This window comes from Nonomuraea maritima (assembly GCF_900100395.1).
GTDB classification, from domain to species: domain Bacteria; phylum Actinomycetota; class Actinomycetes; order Streptosporangiales; family Streptosporangiaceae; genus Nonomuraea; species Nonomuraea maritima.
Map to the genome: position 1 here is coordinate 398,605 of NZ_FNFB01000002.1, position 19,571 is coordinate 418,175.

General features: G+C 71.7%; 19 protein-coding genes and 1 pseudogene. 12 read left to right on the forward strand and 8 right to left on the reverse strand.

Annotated elements, in window-relative coordinates; all coding sequences use genetic code 11:
* Nucleotides 1–79 precede the first annotated feature (79 nt).
* A complete protein-coding gene (locus BLR04_RS05480) occupies nt 80–1,231 on the reverse strand; it encodes an RNA-guided endonuclease InsQ/TnpB family protein (protein WP_143021966.1) in 1,152 nt (383 codons plus the stop codon).
* Between the two features lie 49 nt (nt 1,232–1,280).
* Here BLR04_RS05480 and BLR04_RS05485 point away from each other — a divergent pair, with 49 nt between their 5' ends.
* Nucleotides 1,281–1,490 carry a hypothetical protein gene (locus BLR04_RS05485; RefSeq protein WP_218128725.1) on the forward strand — a complete coding sequence of 70 codons (210 nt, stop codon included), beginning with the start codon at nt 1,281–1,283 and terminating at the stop codon, nt 1,488–1,490.
* Between the two features lie 189 nt (nt 1,491–1,679).
* On the opposite strand, the gene BLR04_RS05490 is transcribed toward BLR04_RS05485, so the two are convergent.
* From BLR04_RS05490 to BLR04_RS05505, 4 genes are read right to left on the reverse strand one after another with little or no spacing between them, the layout of a single operon-like run.
* A complete protein-coding gene (locus BLR04_RS05490; protein ID WP_090760770.1) occupies nt 1,680–2,891 on the reverse strand; it encodes an ABC transporter permease in 1,212 nt (403 codons plus the stop codon).
* Entirely contained in the window at nt 2,891–3,634 is a 744-nt protein-coding gene (locus tag BLR04_RS05495) for an ABC transporter ATP-binding protein (RefSeq protein WP_281191303.1), read from the reverse strand. The genes BLR04_RS05490 and BLR04_RS05495 overlap by 1 nt, the downstream gene beginning before the upstream one ends.
* Nucleotides 3,631–4,764 (reverse strand): peptidoglycan-binding protein, encoded by a 1,134-nt coding sequence (locus tag BLR04_RS05500; RefSeq protein ID WP_090760221.1) that lies wholly within the window; start codon nt 4,762–4,764, stop codon nt 3,631–3,633. The genes BLR04_RS05495 and BLR04_RS05500 overlap by 4 nt, the downstream gene beginning before the upstream one ends.
* Entirely contained in the window at nt 4,761–5,282 is a 522-nt protein-coding gene (locus tag BLR04_RS05505; protein WP_090760223.1) for a hypothetical protein, read from the reverse strand. The genes BLR04_RS05500 and BLR04_RS05505 overlap by 4 nt, the downstream gene beginning before the upstream one ends.
* A 150-nt stretch (nt 5,283–5,432) precedes the next feature.
* Here BLR04_RS05505 and BLR04_RS05510 point away from each other — a divergent pair, with 150 nt between their 5' ends.
* The 8 genes from BLR04_RS05510 to BLR04_RS05545 all read left to right on the forward strand — a co-directional run bounded on the left by BLR04_RS05510 (nt 5,433) and on the right by BLR04_RS05545 (nt 12,457).
* Nucleotides 5,433–6,089, forward strand: a complete 657-nt coding sequence (locus tag BLR04_RS05510) for a response regulator transcription factor (RefSeq protein WP_090760225.1) — start codon at nt 5,433–5,435, stop codon at nt 6,087–6,089.
* Nucleotides 6,086–7,333, forward strand: a complete 1,248-nt coding sequence (locus BLR04_RS05515) for a sensor histidine kinase (protein WP_090760227.1) — start codon at nt 6,086–6,088, stop codon at nt 7,331–7,333. The genes BLR04_RS05510 and BLR04_RS05515 overlap by 4 nt, the downstream gene beginning before the upstream one ends.
* Before the next feature lie 66 nt (nt 7,334–7,399).
* On the forward strand, nt 7,400–7,807 hold the full coding sequence (locus tag BLR04_RS05520; RefSeq protein WP_090760229.1) for a YciI family protein: 408 nt from the start codon (nt 7,400–7,402) through the stop codon (nt 7,805–7,807).
* 318 nt (nt 7,808–8,125) lie between these two features.
* Entirely contained in the window at nt 8,126–9,289 is a 1,164-nt protein-coding gene (locus tag BLR04_RS05525) for an RNA polymerase sigma factor (RefSeq protein ID WP_090760231.1), read from the forward strand.
* A gap of 154 nt (nt 9,290–9,443) precedes the next feature.
* A complete protein-coding gene (locus BLR04_RS05530; RefSeq protein WP_090760233.1) occupies nt 9,444–10,316 on the forward strand; it encodes an aldo/keto reductase in 873 nt (290 codons plus the stop codon).
* Between the two features lie 36 nt (nt 10,317–10,352).
* Entirely contained in the window at nt 10,353–11,045 is a 693-nt protein-coding gene (locus BLR04_RS05535; protein WP_090760235.1) for an SDR family oxidoreductase, read from the forward strand.
* A gap of 47 nt (nt 11,046–11,092) precedes the next feature.
* Entirely contained in the window at nt 11,093–11,716 is a 624-nt protein-coding gene (locus BLR04_RS05540) for a cysteine hydrolase family protein (protein WP_090760237.1), read from the forward strand.
* A 315-nt stretch (nt 11,717–12,031) separates the two neighbouring features.
* Nucleotides 12,032–12,457 carry a VOC family protein gene (locus BLR04_RS05545; RefSeq protein ID WP_090760239.1) on the forward strand — a complete coding sequence of 142 codons (426 nt, stop codon included), beginning with the start codon at nt 12,032–12,034 and terminating at the stop codon, nt 12,455–12,457.
* Nucleotides 12,458–12,517: 60 nt separating this feature from the next.
* On the opposite strand, the pseudogene BLR04_RS05550 reads toward BLR04_RS05545, so the two are convergent.
* A pseudogene (locus tag BLR04_RS05550) lies at nt 12,518–12,713 on the reverse strand (RidA family protein); the annotation flags it as partial.
* 131 nt (nt 12,714–12,844) lie between these two features.
* Between BLR04_RS05550 and BLR04_RS05555 the strand changes: the two are divergent.
* The 3 genes from BLR04_RS05555 (at nt 12,845) to BLR04_RS05565 (ending at nt 16,717) form a co-directional block, all read left to right on the forward strand.
* Nucleotides 12,845–13,729: an NADP-dependent oxidoreductase gene (locus tag BLR04_RS05555; protein WP_176902950.1), complete on the forward strand. Its 885-nt coding sequence runs from the start codon at nt 12,845–12,847 to the stop codon at nt 13,727–13,729.
* A gap of 124 nt (nt 13,730–13,853) precedes the next feature.
* Complete coding sequence (locus tag BLR04_RS05560) at nt 13,854–15,449, forward strand: FAD-dependent oxidoreductase (RefSeq protein WP_090760774.1); 1,596 nt, start codon at nt 13,854–13,856, stop codon at nt 15,447–15,449.
* 23 nt (nt 15,450–15,472) lie between these two features.
* Entirely contained in the window at nt 15,473–16,717 is a 1,245-nt protein-coding gene (locus tag BLR04_RS05565; protein WP_090760243.1) for a cytochrome P450, read from the forward strand.
* Here the strand turns inward: BLR04_RS05565 and BLR04_RS05570 are convergent.
* Nucleotides 16,692–19,130 carry a DUF4132 domain-containing protein gene (locus BLR04_RS05570; RefSeq protein WP_090760245.1) on the reverse strand — a complete coding sequence of 813 codons (2,439 nt, stop codon included), beginning with the start codon at nt 19,128–19,130 and terminating at the stop codon, nt 16,692–16,694. The two genes, BLR04_RS05565 and BLR04_RS05570, sit on opposite strands and share 26 nt — an antisense overlap.
* A gap of 1 nt (nt 19,131) precedes the next feature.
* Nucleotides 19,132–19,524: a hypothetical protein gene (locus tag BLR04_RS05575; RefSeq protein ID WP_090760247.1), complete on the reverse strand. Its 393-nt coding sequence runs from the start codon at nt 19,522–19,524 to the stop codon at nt 19,132–19,134.
* Nucleotides 19,525–19,571: the final 47 nt, after the last annotated feature.

Here is a 19,571-nt window from a genome sequence, read left to right on the forward strand (position 1 = left end):
GCCTGAAGGCCGGGGATTCAGCCTGTGCCGCGTCTGCGACACCTCTGCGGCTTCCTGTTTCACCGGGTTCTGCCCTCCGCTAGGCGGCGGGTCTTACGGTCCCTCCGCAGGCGTTTAGCCTGTCCGCCCGTCCAGCGGCCAGGATGTTGATCGCGGCGTTGACATCCCGGTCGTGGACCGCGCCGCATGGGCAGGTCCACGAACGGATGTTCAGTGGCATCGACTCGGCGACCATCCCGCAGGCCGAGCACAGCTTCGACGACGGGAACCACCGGTCGATCTTGGCGAAGGTTCGACCGTACCGTTTCGCCTTGTACTCCAGCATGTTCACGAACTGGGACCAGCCCGCGTCGTGCACCGACCTGGCCAGCCTCGTGCGGGCCAGACCCCTCACGGACAGGTTCTCCACGTACACCGCTTGGTTGTCGCGGATGATCTGCGTGGAGAGCTTGTGTGCGAAGTCGCGGCGCGCGTCGGCCACCCTGGCGTGAGCCTTGGCGACCTTCAGTTTGGCCTTGGCCCGGTTCGCCGAGCCCTTGTCTTTCCTGCTCAGCGCTTGCTGCGCCTTGTGCAGACGCCGCTCCGTGCGGCGCAGCAGGCGCGGGTTGTCCACCTTCCGGCCGTCCGACAGGACCGCGAAGTGCGTGAGACCCAGGTCGATGCCCACCTCGGGTGCCACTTCTGGCAGCGGCCTGCCGGCCATCTCCACCACGAAGCTCGCGAAGTACCGCCCTGAGGCGTCCTTGATCACCGTCACTGATGACGGCTCGGCGGGCAGGTCTCGGGACCAACGAATCGGCACGTCGCCGACCTTCGGCAAGCGCAGCTTCCCGCCAGGGGTGATCGCGAACCGAGCATTCTTGGTGAACCGGATCGCTTGCCGGTTGTCCTTGCGCGACCGGAAGCGGGGCGGGGCGATCTTCGGCCCCTTGCGCTTGCCGGTGAGTGAGGCGAAGAAGTTGCGGTAGGCGGTGTTCAGGTCGGCCAGCGCCTGCTGCAACACCACTGCGGACACATCGGAAAGCCAGGCGCGTTCCGGCGTCTTCTTCGCCTGCGTGATCACCCGCTTGGACAGGTCCCCGTCCGAGATGTACGGCAGACCGTTCTCGCGAGCTTCCTGCCTTGCGCGCAGCCCGTCGTTGTACACCGTCCGCGCACACCCGAACGCCTTGGCCAGCGCTTGACGCTGGCCCGGCGTCGGGTAGAGGCGGAAGTTGTACCGAAGCTGCACAAGGTAGATCATACCCCATGCGTGCGCTCATCATATGTACGATAGGCGCATGAGCCCTTATGAACGCCTGACGGTAAACCTGGTCCAACGCGGCGCTGAAGCGTTGGCCAAGGCATCCGAGCTGACCGGCCACACCAAGACCGACACCGTGAACCGCGCACTCCAGGTGTACGCCTACCTCGAAGAGGTACGCGCCCAAGGCGGGGAAGTGCTGATCCGCAGATCTGGCGGCGAAATTGAAATGATCAACTTTCTGTAGGCTAGCGGTGCGACTCAGAGCACGCTCGGGCCTGGAGGCCCTCCCGCGCGGGCCTTCACCCCCGGCCTGAAGGCCGGAGCACTGGCCCGCATCTTGGTAGCGCGTCCTCTTGTGGCTGAGCTCGTCGGCGGGCGTCCTCAGGTGGCGGGCTCAGGTGGCGGGCTCAGGTGGCGGGCTCAGGTGGCGGGCTCAGGTGGCGGCGAGGGCCTCTGTCGGGGAGAGGTGGGAGGCGCGGACGGCCGGGTAGAGGCCGGCCACCGCGCCGACCAGGAGCGTGGCGGCGAGGCCGCCCGCCGTGGCCCAGGCCGGCACCACCGATGGCCAGCCGCTGGACAGCGCGTACCCCGTCGTCACGCCCGCCCCGAGCAGGACTCCGCCGGCGCCGCCCAGCGCGGACAGCAGCAGCGACTCGGCCAGGAACTGCGTGCGGACCTGCCCCCGGGTCGCCCCGAGCGCACGCCGCAGGCCGATCTCCGCCCGCCGTTCCAGCACCGAGATCACCATCGTGTTCGCCACCCCGACTCCCCCGACGAGCAGCGCCACCGCGCCGACGCCCAGCAGCAGGTTCGCGAACGCCTGGCTGCTCGCCTGCTTGGCGGCCAGGGCGTCCGACGGGCGCGAGACGTCCACCTCGTTCGGGGCCTGCGGGTTCGCGGTGGCGGCCAGCACCGCGCGTACGTCCTCCAGCCGGGACTCGTCCGAGCGGGTGTAGAGCGTGGTCGGACGGCCGTCGAAACCGAGGCGCTCCTCGGCCACGGGACGGCCGACGAACACCCCACTGTCCAGTTCCGCGGCCAGCGCCACGGGGTCAAGGACGCCGACGACCGTGAAGCGGACGCCGCCCACCACGACCTGCGTCTCCGGCCCCACCGCGCCGACGCCGAGCCGCCGCGCGGCGTCCGCGCCCAGCACGGCGGCCGGATAGCGTTCCGTGGCGGCGTTCAGCCAGGTGCCGTGCCGCAGGGTCGCGCCGACCGTGGCCGGCAGGTCGAGACGGGCGGCGTACGTGCTGATGCCGCCGGTCTGCGCCTCCGGGATGCGCTCCGAACGGTAGACCTTGGCCCCGGACACCTCGCCGACCGAGGAGACCTGCCGTACGGGGCCGATCCGTTCGATCATCGCCTCGGCGTCCGCCGGTAGCTGGGCCTGCTCGCCCAGCAGCGACGTGCCAGGCGAGACCGTGAGCAGATTGGTGCCCAGCGCCGACAGCCTGCGGTCGAGCTCCGCCCCTGACGAGGACGAGATCCCGACCACGGCCACCATGGCCGCGATGCCGATCGCGATGCCCAGCCCCGACAGGAACGCCCGCAACGGCCGCGTCCGCAGCCCGACCGCGCCGACGCGCAGCACGTCCCGCGCCCGCAGACGAGCCGGCACCGGCTCCGGCCGCCTGACCCCCATCACCGAACCCCCGACCACTCGCCATGGCCCCCGGCTGCGGGGGCGGGCTCGGCTCCCAGCTCGGGTTCGGCGGCGGAGTCGGACACGATGGTGCCGTCGCGCATCGCTATCTGCCGAGGGAGGCCGGCGGCGATCTCGCGGTCGTGGGTGATGATGACGATCGTCGTGCCGGACGCGTTCAGTTCGTGCAGCAGGTCCATCACCCCTGCGCCCGCGACCGAGTCGAGGGCTCCCGTGGGCTCGTCGGCCAGCAGCAGCGGCGGCCCGCCGGAAACGGCCCTGGCTATGGCCACGCGCTGCCGCTCGCCGCCCGACAGCTCGTGCGGCTCGTGGCCGAGGCGGTGCCCGAGCCCCACCCGTTCCAGCGCCTGCGCCGCGCGCTCGCGCCGCTCGGCCCGGCCGAGCCCCGTGTAGATGAGGCCCTCGGCCACGTTGTCCAGCGCCGTGACCCTCGCCGCGAGGTGGAACGACTGGAAGACGAACCCGATCGCCGTCGCCCGCAACGCCGACAACTGGTCGTCGTCCAGCTCCGACACGTCGTACCCGTCGATGCGGACGGTCCCCGAGGAGGGCCGGTCGAGCGTGCCGGCGACGTTCAGCATGGTGGACTTCCCCGAACCGGACGGCCCCACGATCGCCACCAGCTCACCGTGGCCGATCCGCAGCGACACCGACGCAAGCGCGGCCACCCCGCCCGGGTACGTCCGCGACACGTCCGTCAGTTCGATCATCGGGTACGTCATCGCGGCATCCCCACGGTCATGCCCTCGGTGAGCCCGTCACCGCTGACCTCGACGCGGCCTCCGGCGAACAGCCCGGTCTCGACCCCGACGTACCGGGTCGAACCGTTCTCGACGACCTCCACGCCGAACCCGCCCTCCCGGAGCGCCACCAGCGCCGCGACCGGCACCGTCAGCACGTCCGCGCGCTGCGACGCCGTGAACGTCACGTCCACCGCCGCCCGGTCGAGCCCGCGGGTGGCGTCGGCGTCACCGATCCTGACGAGCGCCTCCACCCGGGTCTCCGGCTCGGCGTTCTGACCCTCGCCCGGCACGACCACCGTGGCGACCTCGGTGACCTTCCCGTCAGTGGTCCTCCCGTCCGGCAGTGTCACCTCCACTTCGGCGCCCTTCTTCGCCAGCCGCTGGTCCTCGGCGTCCATCCGTACGGTGACGACCTTGGACGTGCCCGTGTACGTCAGCACCTCCTGGCCGGGCGCGACCGGCCGGCCTTCCTCGGTGCCGAGGCTCTCCACCCGTACGCGGCCCGGTGCGAAGACGACGCGGCCCAGCTCGACCACGCCGGTCTGATCGAGACCGCGGTCGTCCTGCCACCGCATGACCGCCTCGGCGGTGTCCCAGGTGTACTCGTCGTCCACGGTGAACCCGTCGTAGCCGAGCTTGCCGAGGTTGCGTTCCAGGCTCTCGACGTCCGGGCCCTCCGTGCCGACCCTCAGGTCACGGTAGGCGGGGGTGTCGCCGTACAGAAGCAGGACGGGCTCGGCGTCGACGCGGTAGAGCGACCTGCCGCGCGAGACCGTGGCGCCGGCGGCGGGGAGCCAGGTGATCGTGCCGGGTCTGCGGCTCACGGCCGTGGTGACCGGGCCGTATCCGAGCTCGCCGTCGGCCTCCTTGGTGTCCTTCAGCGTCTCCCGGGTGACCGTGGCCGTGGCCGGCGGGAGGGCGGCGGACGCGCCCGCCGGGTCGGCGCGCCCGTCGAGCAGTCCGGCGCCGTTCACCGCTGCCAGGCCCGCACCTGCCGCGACCACCACGGCGACGGCGACGGCGACCCGCCTGCCCCTGCCCCTGCGGCGCGGCCTGGACGGCGGCTCGACCGTGGGCGGCCGCCCGTCGAGGGAGGTGACCGAGCTCATCGGACATCTCCCATACCGGCCTCGGCCGACTCCTTCTGACACTTCTCGCGGGCGGCCTCGAAGTCGGGGTCGCTGCCGACCTTGCCGGTGATGCGCATCATGCCGCCCTCGGGGTCGGGGTAGCTCTCGACGCCGTTGTCACGCATGCACTGGGCGAGCTTGCGCAGCGCCTCGCCGCGTTCGCCGCCGCCGCCCGCCCGGTCGCCGCTCGGGGCGTACGCCTTGCAGGCCTGCTGGGCCGCCTCGACCTTCTCGCGCGGCGTGTTCTTGTCGAACCGCATCATGAGGCCCTTGCCGGGCTCCGGGTCCGGGACGTCCACGCCGTTCTCGCGCATGCACTGGGCGAACTTGAGCGCCTTGTCGTGCGGGTCGTCACCGGGCGCCGCGCTCGCGGCCGCCTGGCCGCCCGCCCCGGTCAGCGTGGCCACGCCGGTCTCTCCCCCGCCGTCCGCGCCGCAGCCGCCCAGGAACAGAACGAGCGCGACCGGCGCCAGCGCGCCGAGGACACGTCCTCGCATGGAACTCTCCTTCGTCGATGGAACTCCTTCGAGAGGAGATGCAAGAGGCGAGCCTGTTTCCTCAGCGTTTCCGCCGCTCGTTTACCTCGAGCACATGTCGCCTCGGCCACACTCGGCTCGGTGAGAGCACGGAAAGGGATCTGAACGCCGATGCGGGTGCTGGTGGTGGAGGACGAGCCGATGCTCGCCGACGCGATCGCCGAATGGCTGCGCGAGGACACCCACGCGGTCGACCTCGCCCACGACGGCGAGACCGCGCTGGAGCGGATCGCGGTCAACGACTACGACGTGGTCGTGCTCGACCGCGACCTCCCGCGCGTGCACGGCGACGACGTCTGCCGGGAGATGGTCGCGTCGGGGGTGGACGCGAGAGTGCTCATGCTGACGGCCGCCGCCCAGCTCGACGACCGGGTGGGCGGGCTGTCCCTGGGGGCCGACGACTACCTGACGAAGCCGTTCGCGTTCCCCGAGCTGGCCGCGCGGGTGCTGGCGCTCGGGCGGCGCTCCCGGCCCGCGGCGCCGCCGGTGCTGCGCCGGGCCGGGATCACGCTCGACCCGTCCCGCCGGGAGGTGTTCAGGAACGGGCGTTTCGTACCGCTGTCGAAGAAGGAGTTCGCGGTGCTGACCGAGCTGATGCGGGCCGGCGGCGGCGTGGTCTCGTCCGAGCAGCTCCTGGAGAAGGCCTGGGACGAGCACGCCGACCCGTTCACCGGCGCCGTCCGGCTCACCGTGCTCAAGCTGCGCCGCAAGCTCGCCGACCCGCCGGTCGTGGAGACCGTGCCGGGCGTGGGGTACCGGATTCCATGAGCGCGCCCCTGGTGCGGCGCTGGGCCGCTCACGGGCGGCGCAGCCTGCGGCTGCGGCTCACCCTCGTGTACGGCGCCCTCTTCCTCGCCGCCGGGCTGCTGCTGCTCGGGGTCACGTACGTGCTGTTCGAGCAGCAGCTCAACCGGTCGTTCGACAACCGCTACGTCGCCGCGCCCGGCCACTCCAAGCAGATCTTCCTGTTGAAGGACGGCGTCCGGCTCAGCGGCGACGCGGCGGTCGAGTGGCTGCGGCAGCAGGAGCTGGAGCTGCACGGCGCCGCCGTCACCTCGCTCCTGACCGAAGGGCTGATCGCACTCGTCATGGTCGCCGGCGTGGCCATGGGGCTCGGCTGGGTGGTGGCCGGACGCGTACTGGCCCCGCTCCGTCTCGTCACCGAGACCGCCCGCAAGATCGCCGCGGCGCCCATGGCCGAACGCGGCCTGCACGAGCGCATCGCGCTGGGCGGCCCTCCTGACGAGGTCAAGGACCTGGCCGACGCGTTCGACACCATGGTGGAGCGGCTCGACCACTCCTTCGACGGGCAGCGCCGGTTCGTCGCCAACGCCTCCCACGAGTTGCGCACCCCGCTGACGCTCAACCGGGCGCTGGTCGAGCTGGCCATGCACCGCCGTACGGCGTCCGCCGACGTCAAGGAGCTGGGCGAGAGCCTGCTGCAGATCAACGCCCGCCACGAGGGGCTCATCAGCGGGCTGCTGCTGCTCGCCCGGTCGGAGCAGGAGGTCGCGGACCGCTCGCCGGTCGACCTCGCCGACGTGGTGACGCACGTCGTCGCCCAGACGGCCGCGGACGCCACCGCGGCCGGGGTGACCGTGCACGAGGTCGCCGAACCCGCGCCCGCCGCCGGCGACGCGCTGCTGCTCGAACGGCTCGTGCACAACCTCGTGGAGAACGGCCTGCGGTACAACGTCGGCGACGGGTGGGTGCGGGTGGCGAGCCGTACCGTCTCTGGTGGGAAGGTCGAGGTGGAGGTGAGCAACACCGGGCCTGACGTGGCGCCGTACGACGTGCCGCTGCTGTTCAAGCCCTTCCACCGGGCCACGCCTGAGCGTCCCGTGACGGGGACGAGCGCGGGGCTCGGCCTGTCGATCGTGCGGTCGGTGGCGGTGGCGCACGGCGGCGACGTACGCGCCAGGCCCCGGGAGGGCGGCGGTCTCGTCGTCGTGGTCTCGCTGCCCTGCGAACTCGGGGAAAAAAAGTTCGCGGGTGATGTCGAGAACCTGTGACCGGCTCCGTCCCTGGTGGTGAAGCGCGACCACAATGGGGTCGCACCGACACTGAGGAGAGACACCATGGCGAAGTACCTGCTGCTCAAGCACTACCGCGGCGCTCCGGAGGCGGTCAACAACGTCCCCATGGACCGGTGGACGCCGGAGGAGATCTCGGCCCACATCCAGTACATGAACGACTTCGCGGCCCGGCTGGAGAAGAGCGGCGAGTTCGTCGACGGTCAGGCGCTCGCGCCCGAGGGTACGTGGGTGCGGTACGACGGCGAGGGGCGGCCGCCGGTCACCGACGGCCCGTTCGCCGAGACCAAGGACCTCATCGCGGGCTGGATGGTGATCGACGTCGACAGCTACGAGCGCGCCGTCGAACTGGCCGGCGAGCTCTCGGCCGCCCCGGGCAAGGACGGCGAGCCCATCCACGAGTGGCTCGAACTCCGCCCCTTCCTCTACGCCCCTCCCACCATCACGGAGTGACCGGCTCCCTCCCGGGAGCCCAGCCACCGCCCGCGCGGAGTGCCCGCTCCCGGGAGCCCCGCCCCCGGCCCGTACCGACCACTTTCACGGAGTGACCTGCTCAGGTGACTCCTCCGCTCCCTGAAGAGAGCGGCTTCTCGCCCCGCTTGCGCGGGAGACGACGGCCAAGCCCTGACCGATGCCCGAAAGCACGAAAGCAATCGTATCCGGAGGTGCGACAATTTCCGAGGTTCTGTCACTGCACGCTCGGGCCTTGACGGCCCTCCCGCTCCCGATTCCCCCGTCGCCTCAAGGCGACGGTCCCCTCGGGAGGATCTGATGGATGAAGCCCTGCTCAGGAGCCTCACTCCGAGCGTGCTCGCGATCCTCGTCCGGCGTGGAGCCGATTTCGCGGCGGCCGAGGACGCCGTGCAGGACGCCCTGGTGGAGGCGGTCCGCGTCTGGCCGGACGAGCCGCCGCGCGACCCCAAGGGCTGGCTGGTCACCGTGGCCTGGCGCCGGTTCCTCGACACGACCCGGGCGGAGCTCTCCCGCCGCCGGCGGGAGAGCGCCACCGACGAGGAACCCGCGCCCGGCCCCACCCCCGCCGTGGACGACACGCTCCAGCTCTACTTCCTGTGCGCCCACCCGTCGCTGACGCCGTCGTCCGCGGTGGCGCTCACCCTGCGCGCCGTCGGCGGCCTGACCACCCGCCAGATCGCCCGGGCCTACCTGGTGCCCGAGGCCACCATGGCGCAGCGCATCAGCCGGGCCAAGCGAACGGTCTCCGGCGTGCGGTTCGACCGGCCCGGCGACGTCGCCACCGTGCTGCGCGTCCTCTACCTGGTCTTCAACGAGGGCTACTCGGGCGACGTCGACCTCGCCGCCGAGGCGATCCGGCTCGTCCGGCATCTCGCGGCCGGGTACGATCACCCGGAGGTCGCGGGGCTGCTCGCCCTCATGCTGCTGCACCACGCCCGGCGCGCCTCCAGGACCGCCCCCGACGGCAGTCTCGTACCGCTCGCCGAGCAGGACCGCGGCCGCTGGGACACCATGTTGATCGCCGAGGGCGTCGCGATCCTGCAGGCGGCCCTCGCCCGCGACCGGCTGGGCGAGTACCAGGCCCAGGCCGCCATCGCGGCGCTCCACGCCGACGCGCCCACCGCCGAGGAGACGGACTGGGTGCAGATCGTCGAGTGGTACGACGAACTCCTGCGGCTGACCGGCAGCCCGATCGTCCGGCTCAACCGCGCGGTGGCCGTCGGCGAGGCCGACGGGCCACACGCAGGGCTGGCCGAACTCGCGACCCTGGACGACTCGCTGCCCCGCCACCCGGCGGTGGCGGCGTACCTGCACGAACGCGCGGGCGACGCGACGACGGCGGCACGCCTGTACGCCGAGGCGGCCTACAAGGCGCCCACCCTCGCCGAACGCGACCACCTGACCCGCCAGGCCGCCCGCCTCAACTCCCGGCTCCCTCTCCGCGAACGCCCTGATCGCTGACGGCCGCTCAAGCGCTCGGCTTTGCCGGACGTTGAGGTAGGGCGCTGGGTCACCGGGCAGGCGGCGGGGTGATGCACGGGAGCCGTTACGTGCGGCGCGTTCCTGCGTCATCCCAGGCAGAGTGCGTCACCCCAGGCAGCGAAAGGAAGCCGTGATGACCGCAGTGAGGGCCGACGCGTCCGGCCAGTTCATGATCGGCGACGTTCTCCCCGTCAACCGCCTCGGTTACGGAACCATGCAACTGACCGGCCCCGGCGTGTGGGGGCCTCCGTCGGACCCCGATCATGCCCTACGGGTGCTGCGCCGGGCGGCGGAGCTCGGGGTGAATCTCTTCGACACCGCCGACTCCTACGGCCCGTTGGTCGCCGAGCCGCTGCTCCGGCGCGCGCTCGCCCCGTACGCCGACGACATCGTCATCGCCACGAAGGCTGGGTTCACCCGGCAGGGCCCTCACAAGTGGACCGCCCTCGGCAAGCCGGCCTACCTGCGTCAGCAGTGCGAGATGAGCCTGCGCATCCTCGCCCTCGACCGGATACCGCTGTTCCAGCTGCACCGGATCGACACGGAAGTGCCCCTCGAGGACCAGATCGGCGAGCTGAAGACGCTGCAGGACGAAGGGAAGATCGCGCACATCGGCCTGTCTGAGGTGAGCGTCGACCAGATCGAACAGGCCCGCGCCATCGCCCCGATCGCTTCCGTGCAGAACCTGTACAACCTGGCCGACCGCTCGGCCGAGAACGTCCTCGACCACTGCGAAGCTCACGGCATCGCCTTCATCCCGTGGTTCCCGCTGGCCACCGGCGGCCTGGCGAAGCCGGGTGGGCCGCTCGAGTCGGTCGCCTCGCGGCTGTCGGCCACGCCGTCGCAGCTCGCGCTCGCGTGGCTGCTCCACCGCTCACCGGTCATGCTGCCCATTCCCGGTACGTCGTCGGTCGAGCATCTCGAACAGAACGTGGCCGCCGCGGGCCTGCACCTGACGGACGAGGACGTCGCCGAACTGACCTCGGCCGTCACCTCGCCGAGCTGATCTGAGCCGGCATCTTCGGCACCAGAAGGAAGACCCATGCGAGTCAAGGGAGCAGTCGCCCTGGTGACGGGCGGAAATCGCGGTATCGGCCGCGCGTTCGCCCGCGCGCTCGTCGACCACGGTGCGGCGAAGGTCTACGTCGGCGTCCGCGACCCGGCGAGCGTGCCGGACGCCGACGTCGTCGCCCTGCGCCTGGACGTCACCGACGAGGAGAGCGTCGCGGCGGCCGCGGCCTCCGCCGGTGACGTCTCCATCGTGGTCAACAACGCGGGGATCGGCGGTACGAGCACCGGATTGCTGGAGGGCTCCTTCGACGGCGCTCGCCAGGCGATGGAGGTGAACTTTTTCGGCACCTGGGCGGTGTCCCGGGCCTTCGCTCCCGTCCTGGCCCGTAACGGTGGCGGGGCCCTGGTCAACATGCTGTCGGCGGCGTCGTGGATCGGCCGGCCGGACTACCCCGGGTATGCCGCGTCGAAGGCCGCCCAGTGGTCGCTGACGGACGCCCTGCGCAAGGCGCTGCACCGGCAGGGAACCCTGGTGGTCGGGGTGCATGCGGGTTTCGTCGACACGGACATGAGCGCCTGGACCGACGCCCCGAAGATCGACGCCGCCACGGTGGCCGAGCAGACCATCGACGCTCTGCTCGCCGACCGCTACGAGGTCCTGGCCGACGCCCGCAGCCGCCAGGCCAAGGCCGCGGTAGCCCAACCGATCAGCCCACCCATCTGACCCCCATTGGGGACGACCGTTCGCCGTCCGAACGAGGAGCAGGAGCCATGTCCCAGGCGTATGATCCCCGGCGCACGGCGGTGCTGCTGGTGGACCCGTACAACGACTTCCTGTCCGAGGGCGGCAAGGTCTGGCCACGCGTGGAGTCGGTGGCGCGGCAGGTGGGGCTGCTGGATCACCTGCGCTCGGTGATCGCATCCGCCCGGCAGGCCGGCGTGCAGGTGGTGTTCGTCCCGCACCGCCGCTGGGAGCCCGGCGACTACGAGAGCTGGGATCACCCCAACCCCACCCAGCGCGCCATCATGGACCGGCACAGCTTCGCCCGCGGAACCTGGGGCGGGGAGTTCCACCCCGACTTCCAGCCGCAGCCCGGCGACGTGGTGGTCAGCGAGCACTGGGCACAGAGCGGGTTCGCCAACACCGACCTCGACTTCCAGCTCAAGCAGCACGGCATCACCCATGTCGTGCTGGTGGGCCTGCTGGCGAACACCTGCATCGAGTCGACCGGCCGCTTCGCCATGGAGCTCGGCTACCACGTGACGCTGGTGCGCGACGCGACCGCCGCGTACACCCCCGAAATGATGCACGCAGCCCACGACCTGAACGGCCCCACCTTCGCTCACACCGTCACCACCACGGACGACCTCACCACCGCCTTCACCGAAACCTGACCGGTGCCCGCCGCCGCCCAAGCGCCCCACACCCCACCGGCCGGCCACCCCGCCGATCGCCCTCTCCAACAGTCACTCACCCCACCTGGACAGCAGGTCGCGTAGCCCTCCGTCCATGCGGGCGGGGTCGACGGCGTCCTTGGGAGTCGCCCAGCGCGCGCGATCATCGGAGGGGCGGACGTCCTCATGTCTCCTTGGGAGTCGCCCAAGGCGCGCGATCATGGGAGGGGTGGCGGTGAAGGGTGGGAAGGGGGCGCGCACACTGGACTGGGACCGGTTGACCGGTTCCGGAAGCCCGCCGGAAAGGACCTCTTGATGACCACCTCTCCCCTCCCCCGCTTCCACCTCGCCGTCCCCGTCGACGACCTGGACGCCGCCCGTCACTTCTACGGTGAGTTGATCGGCTGTGCCCAGGGCCGCAGCTCCGACAAGTGGGTCGACTGGAACCTGCACGGGCACCAGTTCGTCACCCATCTCGCACCCACCCGCACCGAGCGGGTGCACAACCCGGTGGACGGCCATGACGTGCCCGTCCCGCACTTCGGGCTGATCCTGACGATTCCGGAATTTCATGAACTGGCGGACCGCTTCCGTGCGGCCGGCACGGCCTTCGTGATCGAGCCGTACCTGCGGTTCGAGGGGCAGCCAGGTGAGCAGTGGACGATGTTCCTGCTCGACCCGGCGGGCAACGCCCTGGAGTTCAAGGCGTTCGCGGACGACTCGCAGGTGTTCGCCGTCTGACCGACCCCCGGCCCTGCCGTCCCCGTCCTGCGTCTGCGGGCCGGGGACGGCAGGCGGGGGTCAGCGGTCGGCGGGGAGGACCGCGACGGCCTCGACCTCGACGAGCTGGTCGGCGTAGCCGAGCACGGTGACGCCGAGCAGCGTGCTCGGGACGTCGTGGGCGCCCATGTGGTCCCGGTAGACCTCCCAGGCGGCCACCAGGTCGGCCTGCCGGGGCGGAGGCGCCGTACACGGTGGTCTTGACGACGTCGCACCAAGTGTCGCCCAGCACCGGGCGGCCCATGCTGGGCGACGTGATCGTACGTCGCTGCTGTGGGGTAGGCGGGAACGGGGAGAGGGGGCTGCGATGCGCGGTGCCGGGGTCCGGCGGACGGGGGTGCGGTGGAGGTGCTTGACCTTCCCGATCCGCGCCCGCTCATCGCGGACGAAGTGCTGGTGGAGGTGGTGGCGGCCGGTGTCGGGAACTGGGACGACATCGTCCGCACCGGCGGCTGGGACGTCGGGATCGGCCCGCCTCTGGCGCTCGGCGTCGAGGCGGCCGGCCGGATCGTCGCGGTGGGCGACGAGGTGACCGGTGTCGCCGTGGGCGACGAGGTCATGACGCACCCCCTGCCGCTGCGCGGGCAGGGCGCCTGGGCCGAGCTGCTGATCGCGCCCGCCGCGCTGGTCGCGCGCAGGCCCCCGAACGTGTCGTGGGAGGTGGCGGGGGCGTTCCCCGTGCCCGCGCTGACCGCCGACCAGGTGCTGGAGTGCGTGTCGGAGCACGTCCCCGAGGGCGGGACGCTGCTGGTGCACGGCGCGGGCGGCGTCACCGGGATCCTCCTGGTGGAGCTCGCCGCGCTGCGCGGGCTGCGGGTGCTGGCGACGGCCGGTCCGTCCGGACGGGAACGCGTCCTCGCCGCGGGCGCGCAGGAGGTGCTCGACTATCACGACGCCTCCTGGTTGCAGGAGGTCCGCCGGCTCTCCGGGGGCGGCGTCGCGGCGGCGGCCAACGCCGTACGTGGTGGCGCGGCCCAGGCGGTGGACGCCGTGGCCGACGGCGGCTGCCTGGTGACGATCACTTCCGGCCTGCCCGCGCGCGAGCGCGACATCACGATGGTGGACCTGTACGTGCACCCGGACGGTGATCGGCTGGCCGCGCTGGCCGCGCTGCTCGGCGAAGGGCGCCTGACCATGTCCGTCGGGGCGTCGTACCCGCTGGAGGAGGCCGGCGCCGGGCTGGCCAGGGCCGTTTCGGGGGCGCGCGGCGGCGCCGGCGTCGTGCTGCCCTGACGGCGCCCAGGTTTGCCCAGGTCGTGCAGGGTTAGCATGAAAAAGGCGACAAAAGGGATCATCGCGCCCAGAGGTCTCGCCACGACCGCGTTCCGCGGTGATCTCCAGCTCGGAGGGGGTCACTGTGAGGGTCGTCGTCGATCTCACCCGCTGCCAGGGGTACGGCCAGTGCGCCTTCGCCGCGCCCGACGTCTTCCGGATGGCGCGCAACGAAGCACTGATGTACGAGCTCAACCCGGACGACTCCCGCCGCGCGCAGGTCCTGCGGGCCGCCGCGGCCTGCCCCGTCCAGGCCCTGGTGGTGGACGAGCTGGGCCCGCTCCCGGCACAGGCGTCCGGTCATGGCCGGATGCCGGAACGCGTCGTCATCGTCGGCGCCTCGCTGGCCGGGCTGCGAGCCGCGGCGACCCTGCGCAGGCAGGGCTTCCGTGGGTCGCTGACCCTGATCGGCGACGAACCGGACCGCCCGTACGACCGTCCTCCGCTGTCCAAACAGGTGCTGACCGGTCAGGTGAACGCACAGCAGACGCTGCTCCCCCGCCGCGGCGAGCTGCACGCGAAGTGGCTGCTCGGCACACCGGCGACCGGCCTCGACCTGGCCGCCAAGCAGGTCCTGCTCGCCGACGGCAGACGGGTCGGGTACGACCGGCTGCTGATCGCCACCGGCGTCCGCGCCCGGCCGTGGCCGAACCCGGCGGAGGCCGCCCTCGACGGGGTGTTCGTGCTGCGCGACAGCCATGACGCGGCCCTGCTCCACGACCGGCTGGCCGGGGGCGTCAACCGGGTGCTGGTGATCGGCGGCGGCTTCAACGGCTCGGAGATCGCCTCCGTCTGCCGGGACATGGGCCTGGCGGTGACCCTCGTCGACCGGGGCCCGGCGCCGCTGACCGGGGCGCTCGGCGGCGTGGTCGGCGCGATCGCCGCCGACATCCAACGCGAGCACGGCGTCGACCTGCGCTGCGGCGTCACAGCGGCCGCGCTGGAAGGAGACGGGGCCGGGCGGCTGCGCGGGGCGCGGCTGTCCGACGGGAGCACGGTCGAGGCGGACGTGGCGGTGGTGGCGCTCGGTGCCGAACGCAACGTCGGCTGGCTGGCGGGCTCGGGACTGGCCGCCGGTGTGTGGGGCGTGGGCTGCGACGCCGGATGCCGCGCGTTCAACGTCAACGGCATCGTCTGCGACGACGTCTTCGTCGCCGGGGACGTGGCGCGGTTCCCGCACCCGGTCTACGGCTACCAGTTCCTCACCCTGGAGCACTGGGGGAACGCGATGGCCCAGGCCCAGGTGGCCGCGCACAACATGATCGCCGCCTCCTCGGACCTGTGGCCGCACCTGTCGCTGCCGGTCTTCTGGTCCGCCCAGTTCGGCCTCAACATCAAGTCGGTCGGGGTGCCGACGTTCGCCGACGAGGTCGTCTTCACGCAGGGCTCGGTCGCCGACCGCAGGTTCGTGGCCGTCTACGGCTACCACGGCCGCATCACCGCCGCCGTCACCTTCGACCAGGCGATGTGGCTGGACTTCTACCGCGACCTGATCGAGCAGGCCGCGCCGTTCCCGCCCACCTTCGACATGGTGGGCAAGCCGGGCAAGGTGCAGCCCGTGCCGGCGGAGGTTCCCCAGCGCATCTCCGCCCTCCATGACGCCACCGTGGTGGTGACCGGCCACGACCCGGCCGAGCGGCGGGCCACGCTGGTGACCGCAGGCCCCGGGCGCGCGGACTGACGCGAGAACGGAAGGACGACACCATGCCCGACGGCAACGCGTACGACCAGTTCCTCGACTACGCGAACCGCGCGAACCCGTACCGGCTGTTCCCCGAGCTGCGCAAGACACCGGTGGCCCGGCAGCCGGACGGCAGTTACGTGGTCAGCACGTACGACGAGATCGTGTCCCTGCTGCACGACCCGCGGGTCAGCTCCGACCTGCGCAACGTGCCCGAGATCGCGGCCATCGCCCTGCCGCCGGAGCACGCGCCGCAGCTGCCGCCCGAGTTCATCCGCCGCGACCCGCCCGACCACGACCGGCTCAGGTCGCTCGCCATGAAGTATTTCGGGCCGCCGCACTCCCCCGACCGCATCAGCCGCCTCACGCCGCGCATCGACCGGATCGTCACCGACCTGATCGACGGGCTCGCCGGCCGCACCCGGATCGACATCGTGGACGACTTCGCCTACCCGCTCCCGGTCACGGTGATCTGCGAGCTGCTCGGTGTGCCCAAGGCGGACGAGCAGCGCCTGCACGCCTGGTCGCAGCTGCTCGTCGGCACGAACGACCCGACGACCGGCACCATCGTCGAACGCAACCGGCGGCGCTTCGAGACCATGGCCGAGCTGGGACGCTACTTCGACGACCTGGTGGAGGCGCATCTGCGCGACCCTGGCGACGACCTGCTGTCGGCCCTCGCCACCGACGGGGAGATGGCGCGGCCCGACCTGCTCAGCACCGCCGGCCTGCTGTTCGTCGCCGGGCACGAGACCACCGTCAACCTGGTCACGAACGGGATGCTCACCCTGCTGCGCCATCCCGACGTGCTGGAACGGCTCCGCCACGAGCCCGAGCTGGTCGTCACCGCGGTGGAGGAGCTGCTGCGCTACGAGCCGCCGATCCAGATGCCGGGCCCCAGGCGGACGGCGCTGGCCGACATCGACATCGGCGGCACCACCATCCCCAAGGGCTCCGTCATCGTCCTGGTGCTCGCGTCCGGCAGCCGCGACCCCGAGCGGTTCCCCGACCCCGACCGGTTCGACCCTGACCGGCGCGACAACCAGCACCTGGGCTTCGGCGGCGGCATCCACTACTGCTTCGGCGCCCCGCTGGCCAGGACGGAGACCCAGATCGCGCTCACCGAGCTCGTCGGGCGGCTGGTCAACCCGCGGCTCGTCACCGACCCGCCGCCGTACCGGCACCCGCCGAACCTCCGCGGCCCGGAACACCTGCTCGTGGACGTCGACCGCGTCGAACCGGTCACGCGGGCCCGAGCTGGCGGGTGATCGAGGGGTCGGTGATTGCGGTGTCGTCGGCCAGTAGGAACGCCTTCGACAGGATGACCGACAACATGCCGCCGTCCTCCTCGAAGGGCAGGAACACCTTCCCGGCCGTCGTGTCGCGTCCGGGCACGACGCACAGGTAGGCGTCGTTCGGCTCCATGAGGATGTTGCCCGACCCCAGATGGATCTTGTACGTCCGCAGCTCCCCCCGGACCCGCAGGAACCGGTCGGTCAGCTCCACCCGGTCGGTGATCTTGAGCCGGGGCAGCAGCCGGACCAGCACGTCACGCCGCGTCCGCGCGGTCTCGGAGAGGTCGCCGAACCCGTACGAGTGCCAGTAGTCCTCGTGCCCGCGGACGGCCACCTGGTCGAGTCCGACCGACGCCACCCCCACGGCGAGGTCGGCGTCGCGCAACACCTCCGACAGCACCAGCGGCGGCACCTCGGTCAGCGGCGCCCCCTCCCCCGCGCCCCATCCCCGGACGCCGGTCGCGTCGGCCGGGTATAAGCGAATGTCCTCGGCGGCGCAGAAGGAAGCCGTGCCCCATCCGTCCTCGTCCGGATCGCCCACGACGTACATGCCCCAGCGGGCCCGCCAACCGGACAGCACCTTGACCGCCTCGCCCTGGTCGCCACCGCACTCGTAGTCCCAGTGGCCGATCGACAGGTCGGTCCAGCCGCGCTGGTTGAGCAGCGCCTTGGCCTGTCCGTAGCGCAGCGTGTGGCCGGCGAAGCGGTCGGAGTGCGTGCGCGTGCGCTCCTCAGCCGGCGTGAGCAGGTAGATCTCGCGGAAGGCCTGTTTGTACGGTTGCCGCACCCCCCGCTCCAGCAGGAAGTCTCGCCAGGCCCGCACGTCGTCGGCGGTCTCCCTGATCGGATGCCACAGGTGTACGGACATGTCGGCGTCGGGCCGGGTACGTACGCCGCGCGGGTCGCTGAGCTCCCAGCCGGCCTCGGTCCTGACCGGCAGCCCGGCGGGGCCCTGCGGGATCTGCCAGATGAGATGGCGCGCATGAAGGCCCGTCACCGGGTGATCGAGGAAGAACTCCGTGATCTCGCGCCACCGCCACACGCGTTCCTCGATGAGCGCCCGTTCCAGCCGGAACCGCTCGGCGGGCAGCGCCTGCCGCAGCTCCTTCAGCGTGGCCCTGGCCTCGGCCAGCGCCGGATCGCGCCGGATCGCCTGAGGAGCCGACTTGAGCGTGCGACCGGCCCGGTTGACGAACGTCACCGCTGGGCCGTCGGCGTGCAGGCGCAGGACGTGGTCGCCCACACGCTCCTCGCGCACCCCGTCGGGCCCGAGCCCGAACGTCGGCACCGTACGGTCGAGCAGCTGCTCGCGGCTGAGCCCCGCCGCCTCGGCCACCACGTCGAGCGTGCGCGCCACGTTGTTCAGCACCGACTTCTTGCGCACCTTGGCCTGGACGCGGGCCAGGACAGGCACCGTGTCGAGCCCCGCACGCCGGGCGCAGACGTTGACGGCGGCGTTGGCCAGCAGCTCGCTGCGGCAGTTGGCACCCGTGCCGCCGAGGCCGACACCGCAGGTCACCGCCACGTCACCGAGCAGCCCGAGCACCCATGGCTCGTCGATGAGCGCGCAGGTCCAGACCATACCGCGCACGGCGATCGCGGTGCGCGACTTCAGGAAGACGGTCTCGGTCCACTCGTATCCATTGTCGGCGACTCTGTCGATCCTGGTCTCGCGGTGGGCCGCCACCATGGTGAGCAGCTCGCGGACCAGCGCGACAGCCTCTCCGGTGAGCAGCGCGCGAGCCGTCTTCAGCCACCTGTCGCTGGGCTTGCTGGAGCGGGCGGTGGACCAGTGGCGCAGCAGCGGCAGCACCTCGGGCGCGGCCAGGCGGGAGGCGTGGACGCCGGCCATCGCCTGGGCCACGGGGTCGCCGTCCCAGATCACGTTGCGGACGACCCCGGCCGGCCCGTGTGCCGGGGGCTCGGTGAGCACCTGGTCGAGCTGGTCATGCAGGGCGTCCCACACGGGGCGGTGGTAGGACTTGAACCACTGCTGCGTACCGCCGAGAATCTCGCGGCGCTCGGAGTGGTCGACATGCTGGATCGCCGCCAGAGGGATGCGGTAGAGCTCGTGGTAGTTGGTGTGCGACCAGGTCATCAGGGCGTCGGCGGCATGCCACAGGAAGCGCACGTCGCGCGACGTCCAGGGCGTGTCTCCCTCGGCGACCTCGCGGACGGTCGCGAGCAGGGCGTCGTCGTAGTCGTGCCCCCCGTCGTGGCCCAGGCTGAGCCGCAGCTGCACCCAGCGACCGAACATCCGCCGCTCCCCGGCGTCACCGGACGGCCGATGCCCCGCGTCGAAGCGGCCGAACAGCTCGCGGGTCGAGGGGTCGATCTGAGCGGTAATGTAATCGCGCGCTCGCGGGAAGTCGTCGATGACGCCCACGTCAGCCGCCGACCAGGGGAACCAGTTTGACGAACGACACCACCGAGTCGGCGGTGAGGTCGATCGTCTCCGACAGATCGTCGATCTGGCGGTCGCCCACCAGCAGCAGGAAGCCGTTGCGCAGGAACGCCGCCTCGGCGATGTCGGCCTGGCGCTCCCAGTCGACGCGCCGCGCGGCGCCCATGCGGTAGCCGTTCAGCTCGACCTCGGCGTCCACCGGCCGGACCAGCCCGTGGAACCGGGTCGCGGGAGCGGCGTTGTGGCGGGCGACCTCCTCACGCACCCGCAGGCGTACGAGCTCGCGCGCCGAGATGCGCTCGGGCAAGCCGGGTAACGAGAATTCGTCGAGCGGTCTGCCGGTGGCGGTTTCGTCTCTGAAGGTGACCGTGGCCATCGCGCGGGGCTCCCTGTCGGTGCGGATCGACGTGATGAGCCATGGAT